This window comes from Candidatus Protofrankia californiensis, assembly GCF_900634765.1.
Classification (GTDB): Bacteria; Actinomycetota; Actinomycetes; order Frankiales; family Frankiaceae; genus Protofrankia; species Protofrankia californiensis.
Genome location: NZ_CAAAFT010000117.1, coordinates 878 through 7608 on the forward strand (window position 1 = coordinate 878; position 6731 = coordinate 7608).

Sequence of the window (6731 nt, forward strand, 5' to 3'; positions counted from 1 at the left end):
GGTGTCGGTGACCGCCCCGCCGATGAAACCGGCCGCGCCGGTCACAAGAACACGCACGATGTCGACGGGGCTCAGGAAGCGACCCGCATGCGCAGCCCCGGAAGCAGCGTCTCGCGATGGCGCCACGCGAGCTCCAGACAGGCTGCTGCCGAGGGGGCGAGCGGTTCGTGTTCGATCAGCCGGCGGACAGCCGCGTGGGTGAACGGGATGCCCTCCGACGCCCGCCGATGCGGGCCTGTGGTGACCACGGATCCTTCGGCGTTCACCGGGACCATCCCGGCGAACAGCGAGTCGAACACGTCGGCGTCCACGACCACGACTGTGAGGATCTCACCGAACAGCGTGAGCGCGTCGACACCCATGCCGAAGTACCAGACGCGGACGCAGCCGGACTGCCGGGCCCGCTGCAGGGAACGGAAAGGTTCGTCGTTGTCGTAGTCGATCAGGGAGGAGCCGCTGCCGTCGTGCTCGGCATTGCCGAGCAGCTCCTCGCTCAGCTCGCGCATGATGTTGCGCCAGAGGTCGAAGTCGGTCTCGTGGTGGCACGGGGAGATCCCGGACGGTTGGAACACCCCGGCCGGCAGCACGTGGTACACGCCGCCGGCGGTCGCCACCGAGCCGGCGCTGCGGCGGTGCAGCATGAAGCTCGCCCGGGTCTGGTCGTGGCGGATGGTCAACGTGTTGATGGACGGCAGGGTGACCCGCCGCCCGAGATCGAACGGATCACCTATGCGGCGCCGGAACGGCAGCACAGGCCAGGACAGCCCACCGCCGAGCATGGCCGCGGCCGTTTCGTGGGCGACCGACTCGCACACGTCGAGGGCGTCGAAGTAGGTGGTGTGACCGAAGGTCAGCCGCGATCCGTCCGCCTCGGAGCGGGCGGTCTCGAGCATGCGGAAGCTCAGCCGGTTCTCGAAGAGCGTGGGCCGGTCGAGATCGCGCATGGCCCGGGTGTACGTCCCGAAGGTGGATCCGCCGTCGGCCAGCGGGCGCAGATGCTCGGTGTCGGCGCCCGCTCCCGAGACGGTCGGTGCAGTGACCGTGTCGGACCACTCCAGCCCGATGTCGGCGAGGTCGACCGGCTCGTTCCACATCCAGCCGGGCCGGGCCAGCAGGCCGTTGCCGAGCCGGTAGGGCTGCGGGTACAGCCCGGCTGCGGCTCGGGCCAGGCTGATCCGATGGTGGTTGAGGTAGTCGCGCGTCAGGCGCCAGGTACGTTGGCTCGCCGCGATCCGCTCGTCCAGCGGATCGGCGGAGGCGGTGTCCCGGCGGCCTTCGACCAGGGAACCCGCGGCCAGACCCACATCCTCCGGTGACAGTGACAGCCGGCGGGCGATGTGACGCAGCGTGGAGATGTCGTGTATGGCGCGCCGGCCGCTTTCGACCTTGGAGACGTAGGACTGGTCGAAGCCGAGCCGTTCGGCGAGTTGCTGCTGGGTGAGCCCGAATGTCTGCCGGTAGGAGCGGAGAAGGAGCCCCACGCCGGTCGGCCGAGACGTCTGGTGCGGAGGCGTCCACAGCCATGGTTGACCAGTCACCCGCGGTCCTTTCGTCCAGCTTCGGGGTTACTGGAAGTGAGCATAACTAGTCAGCCAACTGATAGCTCATAGCCACAAAAGGGTTGCTTCCGGTACGGCAAAAATGTTGCTTCCGGTGAAGTGAATCACACGTTCCGCTGACAATCTATTAAGGACGCTTGAGAAGGACGGGGTGGTGTCGCGGGTTGGGTGGTCCTGATTCTTCGGCCGTTCGGGCTTCTCCGGCCGTATGGATCACCGGTTCACGACACCGTCGGCGAGATCGAAGAAGACCACGACGACGATCAGCGCGATGATCCAGCGAAGGAGGCCGAGGCGGCTCCAGAGCTCACGCGCGAGGCTGCGGCCGGCGCGGCGACCCAACACCAGCAGTGCGAACAACGCGCCACCGACGACGACGAGAAATATTCCTGCATTACTGGCATCGGGATGCACACCGACGATGATCCCAGGTGATCCCGTCGAGGGTGGGAAGCCGGGTCCGCCCGTGGCACAGCGACTGCGCCGCGGCCGGCTCAGCCGTGATCGACTCAGCCGCGGTTGCCTGCGCCATGGTCGGCTGTCGGATCCCGGCCGGAACCCGCCGATCGACAACGGCGACGCCGCTCACACGGACCGGCGCAACAACGGTGGGTGCAGGGCCGTTGCGGAGCCCCGCCGGTACAGCTCGGCCGGGCGTCCCCCACCGCGTGGCGCCGCGCGGGCACCGACCGGCACCACGAATCCAGGGGTCGACAGTACCTTACGGCGGAAGTTGGGGGGGTCGAGCGGGGCTCCCCAGGCCGCCTCGTAAACGCGGCGGAGCTCGGCCAGGGTGAACGGCTCCTCGCAGAAGGCGGCGGCGAGCGGGGTGTACTCCAGCTTGCTGCGGGCTCGTTCCACGCCGTCGGCGACGATCGTCGGATGGTCGAAGGCGAGGACCGGGCCGTCCGCGGAGCCCAGGTCCTCCACCGGCCACCAGCGTGCCGTCGGCCCGTCGCGATCGGCTCCCGGCGGGGGCGGCAGGTTCGGGAGCAGGGCGAGGTAGGCCACGCTGACGACTCGTGCCCGTGGATCGCGGTCCGGCCGTCCATAGGTGCGCAGTTGCTCGAGATGGCCGGAAGCGGCGACTCCGGTCTCCTCGGCGAGCTGCCGCCGGGCCGAGGAGTCCAGATCCTCGTCCACCCGGACGAAGCCACCGGGCAGTGCCCAGTCGTCCTGGAACGGTGGCGAGTCCCGCTGCGTGACCAGCACACAGAGCTGGCCGGAACGCAACGTCAGCAGGACGACATCGACAGTCACCGCGATCGACAGCGACCTGTCCGTGAGCGCGTCCGGGGACCGGTCAGCGGAGGCTCGGCCAGTCGGGACCCTGTCGACAGGGGGCGTGTCGGCGGGGTCCCTGCTGACCGGGGCGCCGTTCGATATGCCAGGTCTCACGATGCCCCAGTGTGCGGTCCAACCATGCCGACCGGGGCGCGGACTCGTGCGAGAAGTGCTAATGCTGCCCGGGAGAAGTGCTAATGCCGTCCGGGTTGCCCGGGTTGCGGCTCCGCCTGCTGTCCGGCGGTGATGACCGGCAGGCACGGTCCACCATAGGTGACGTGGAGCGCGTGCGTCGGCAGGGATGCCAGGGTCGCTTTGTGGTGGGCCCGAGCGGCGAGCAGACCCTGGGCGGCCGTCCCGGCGGTGTCCAGAACCTTTCCGCCGCGCACCAGCGGTACCAGCAGCGGCCGCTCCAGGCAGGGTGTGCCCGCGTCCGGACCGGGCGGGACCGGGATGCGGCCGGAGCCACTGGCAGAGCCGGTACCGGTGGCAGAGCTGGCGCCGACCGGAGGTCCGGGAGGCCCGGATCCCCGGGTCGTTGTCGTGATCACGTCGGCGACCGCCACCCCGTTCCGGTCGTGCCGGCGGGTCAGGTGTTTACGCCCGCCCCTGGTGCTCTTACCCACCGAGGCCTTTGCGACTGCTGTCCCGTCCACCTCGACGAGCTTGTAGACAAACCCTGTTGTCGGCGCGCCCGAACCGGTGACGAGCCTGGTGCCCACGCCGTAGCCGTCCACCGGCGAGGTCGCGAGCGCGGCGATGACGTGCTCGTCGAGGTCCCCGGTCACGATGATGCGGGTGGTTTTCGCACCGAGGCGGTCCAGTTGGGCACGGGTGGCCCGGGCCACCGCCGCGAGGTCGCCGCTGTCGAGGCGGACCGCGCCGAGCGCCGGTCCGGCCACCTCCACCGCGGTGGCGATCGCCGCCTGCACGTCGTAGGTGTCGACGAGGAGTGTCGTATCCGCTCCGAGTGCGGCGGTCTGGGCGATGAACGCCTCGCGTTCGGACGGATGGACAAGCGTGAACGCGTGCGCCGCCGTTCCGGTCGTGGGGATGCCCCAGCGCCGGCCCGCCTCCAGGTTCGAGGTGGCGGTGAACCCGACCAGGTAGGCGGCCCGGGCCGCGGCGACCGCCGCCTGCTCGTGGGCGCGGCGGGAGCCCATGTCGATGCACGGTCGGCCCGCGGCCGCGGCGACCATCCGGGCGCCCGCGCTGGCTATTGCACTGTCGTGGTTGAGCACGGACAGCACCAGGGTCTCCAGCAGGACGCATTCGGCGAAGGTGCCTTCGACGACCAGCACCGGGGTGTTCGGCATGAACGGTTCGCCCTCGGCGAGGCCGTGGATGTCCCCGCCGAATCGGTATCCGGCCAGGTAGTCCGCGGTCGTGTCGTCCACGATCCCGTTGCCGCGCAGGTAGGCGGTCTCGGCCGGGCCGAACCGGAACGCCGCGATCGCCTCCAGGAGGCGACTTGTACCGGCGATCACGCCGAACCGGCGCCCGGCCGGGAGGGCCCGGGTGAACACCTCGAAGACCACCCGCCGTGAGGCCGCCCCGGAGCGCAGCGCGGCCCGCAGCATCGTCAGCTCGTACTGGTCGGTCAGCAAAGCTGTGGACGCCGGTGCGGGCGGCTGCACGGACGGCGATGTGGGCGTGGTCATCGCGACCACATTAGGACCTCAGCCGGATCCCATGCACGATCCTGGCGCATCGGGTCATCTCTCTCCGTATCGGATCATATTCCGTCGGTCGCCGGGTACGCCCTGCGGGCGGGCGCGGCGGTCCCGCTGCGTTCACCTGCGGGACGCCGGAACGGCAGCACGTCGGCTGATCGCGGGGTCGCCAGCCGGCCGGCATCCCGTAGCAGGGCGGTGGCCTGCTCAGCTGACCCCGGGGGGCTGATGAACGTCCCCTGGGCGAGATCGCAGCCGAGAACGGACAGAGCGTTGATCGTCTCACTGTCCTCGACGCCCTCGGCGACGACCCGCAGCCCGAGGTCGTGGGCCAGCGCGATCGTCGCTCGCACGATCGCGGAGTTGGCCCGGTCGCCTGCGAGGTTACGGACGAACGACTGGTCGATCTTCACCTCGTGCAGATCGAACTGTCCGAGCACGTTGAGTGCACAGTAGCCGGTACCGAAATCGTCCACGGCGAGACGCACCCCGAGGTCGTGCAATGCGGCCAGCGAGCGCACAGTTGTGGCGGATTCCATGACGACCGCCCGTTCGGTGATCTCCAGGGTGAGCGCCGACGCCGGCATTCTGTTCGCCAGCAGCAGCTGCGCGATCTCGGTGGCCAGGTCCGGTTCCAGGAGGTTACGCGCGAACAGGTTCACGGAAATGCCCACGCGAGCGCCATCCGCACGCCACCGGCCACCCGTGGACAACGCCTCCCGCAGGACGGCGCGGGTGAAGTCGCCAATACGCCCGGACTGTTCCACGGCGCCGATGAAAGCGTCGGGAGCAAGGAGGCCGAGAACCGGGTGGTTCCAGCGCGCGAGTGCTTCGAAAGCAACGATCCGGCCCGTTTCCAGGTCGATCTGCGGCTGATAGCACAGGCTTATGTCGCCCTGGTCGAGCGCGCCGTGCAGGTCTGCCATCAATGCCATGTGCGCCAGCGTGGAGGAATCCTCGTCGGCCCGGTAGCGTCGATAACCGCTGTGCGTTTTCTTGGCCTGGTACATGGCGACGTCCGCGCGGCGCAGCAGTTCGTCGACGGTTTCGCCGTCCTCGGGGAGGCAGGCGATACCGACGGACGCCTCGACCGAGAGCATCATTCCCTCGACGCTGACCGGGCGGGCCAGCATCCTGGTGAGTGCGGACGCGATGGTTTCGGCGGCCTCGGCGTCACGGATCCCGGTCAGCAGCACGGCGAACTCGTCCCCGCCGATCCGGGTCACCAGATCACCCGCGCGGACGCTGCGCCGCAGCCGTTCGGCGATCCCGCGCAGCAGCTGGTCACCGGCGTCGTGCCCGAGGGTGTCGTTGACGTCCCGGAACCGGTCGAGGTCGACGAGCAGCAGGGCGAAGCGCGGTCCGGCGGCGGTGGCGGCGATCGCCTGGGCGGTGCGTTGCTGGAGCATCCGCCGATTGCCCAGGTCGGTGAGGGCGTCGTGGAATGCCTGGTCGTGGGCTTCGGCGTAGGTGTTGGCGTTCGTGACCGCAAGTGCCACCAGGTTCGCGAACGCGGCGAGGACGGCCTGGTCGTGCTCTCTCCACGGGGCCGGCCGGGCGAAGTGCAGCCGCAGCACCCCGACCTGCCCGGAAGGCCCGGTGAGGGTGGTGGCGACGTCGTCGGCTCCCCGCGGGCACCCGGTTGGCTGCGCCGGCGTTGTCGGCACAGATGCGGCGACCGGGCTGACGACGAGCTCCACACCGTCCGGCCGGAAGATCTCATAGGCGATCTCGGTCGCTCGAGCCTCGATGGCCGTCCGGTCCAGAATGGCGAGATCCTTCGCGGCCGCGTTGAGTTGCCGCCAGCGGTCACGCTGCTGGGCCGAGTCGACCTGCATCCGATAGACCATCACCAGACCCACCAGGATCGGCGGGAGGACGATCAGAGTCACCGGGCTGGTGTAGGCGAGCGCGACGGCTCCGCAGCCGACCGCGATGCCGCCGGCCGCGATCACGGTGCTGATGCCCATGGTCTCGCGCAGGGTCCGGCGCAGCGGCATCCCCGTCACTGCGGAGATCACCATGGACACGGACAGGCTGGTCCACAGGCAGACCGTGAGACCGGCCGGGGCAGCGAGCGCGATCGCGGTGCCCTCCAGATGCCCGGCGCGCCCGCCCAGCAGCCATAGGACGCCTGCCGCGACCGCGGTGCCGACGGTGGCGCTGGCCCCGTTGAACAGCACCTTCACCGGCGACCTGCGCAGGACGGCGTGCA

The 6731-nt window shown here is 69.8% G+C and carries 5 protein-coding genes; all 5 read right to left on the bottom strand.

The window, feature by feature from the left end; all coding sequences use genetic code 11:
- Positions 1-71 precede the first annotated feature (71 nt).
- Entirely contained in the window at positions 72-1538 is a 1467-nt protein-coding gene (locus DD1DGNOD_RS06880) for a helix-turn-helix domain-containing protein (protein WP_131765735.1), read from the bottom strand.
- Positions 1539-1772: 234 nt separating this feature from the next.
- Entirely contained in the window at positions 1773-1973 is a 201-nt protein-coding gene (locus DD1DGNOD_RS06885; RefSeq protein ID WP_165034804.1) for a hypothetical protein, read from the bottom strand.
- A 171-nt stretch (positions 1974-2144) separates the two neighbouring features.
- The gene (locus DD1DGNOD_RS06890; protein ID WP_131765793.1) at positions 2145-2831 is read right to left on the bottom strand and encodes an NUDIX hydrolase; all 687 of its coding nucleotides are present in this window, start codon (positions 2829-2831) and stop codon (positions 2145-2147) included.
- Between the two features lie 206 nt (positions 2832-3037).
- Positions 3038-4504, bottom strand: coding sequence for a nicotinate phosphoribosyltransferase (locus tag DD1DGNOD_RS06895; RefSeq protein WP_131765736.1), 1467 nt, complete (start codon positions 4502-4504; stop codon positions 3038-3040).
- Positions 4505-4578: 74 nt separating this feature from the next.
- A partial coding sequence (locus DD1DGNOD_RS06900; RefSeq protein ID WP_165036499.1) for a putative bifunctional diguanylate cyclase/phosphodiesterase occupies positions 4579-6731 on the bottom strand: 2153 nt, incomplete at its 5' end.

Bases quoted from the DNA above. Each gene is read 5' to 3' on its own strand.
- DD1DGNOD_RS06895 (WP_131765736.1), bottom strand. From the start codon at position 4,504: ATGACCACGCCCACATCGCCGTCCGTGCAGCCGCCCGCACCGGCGTCC.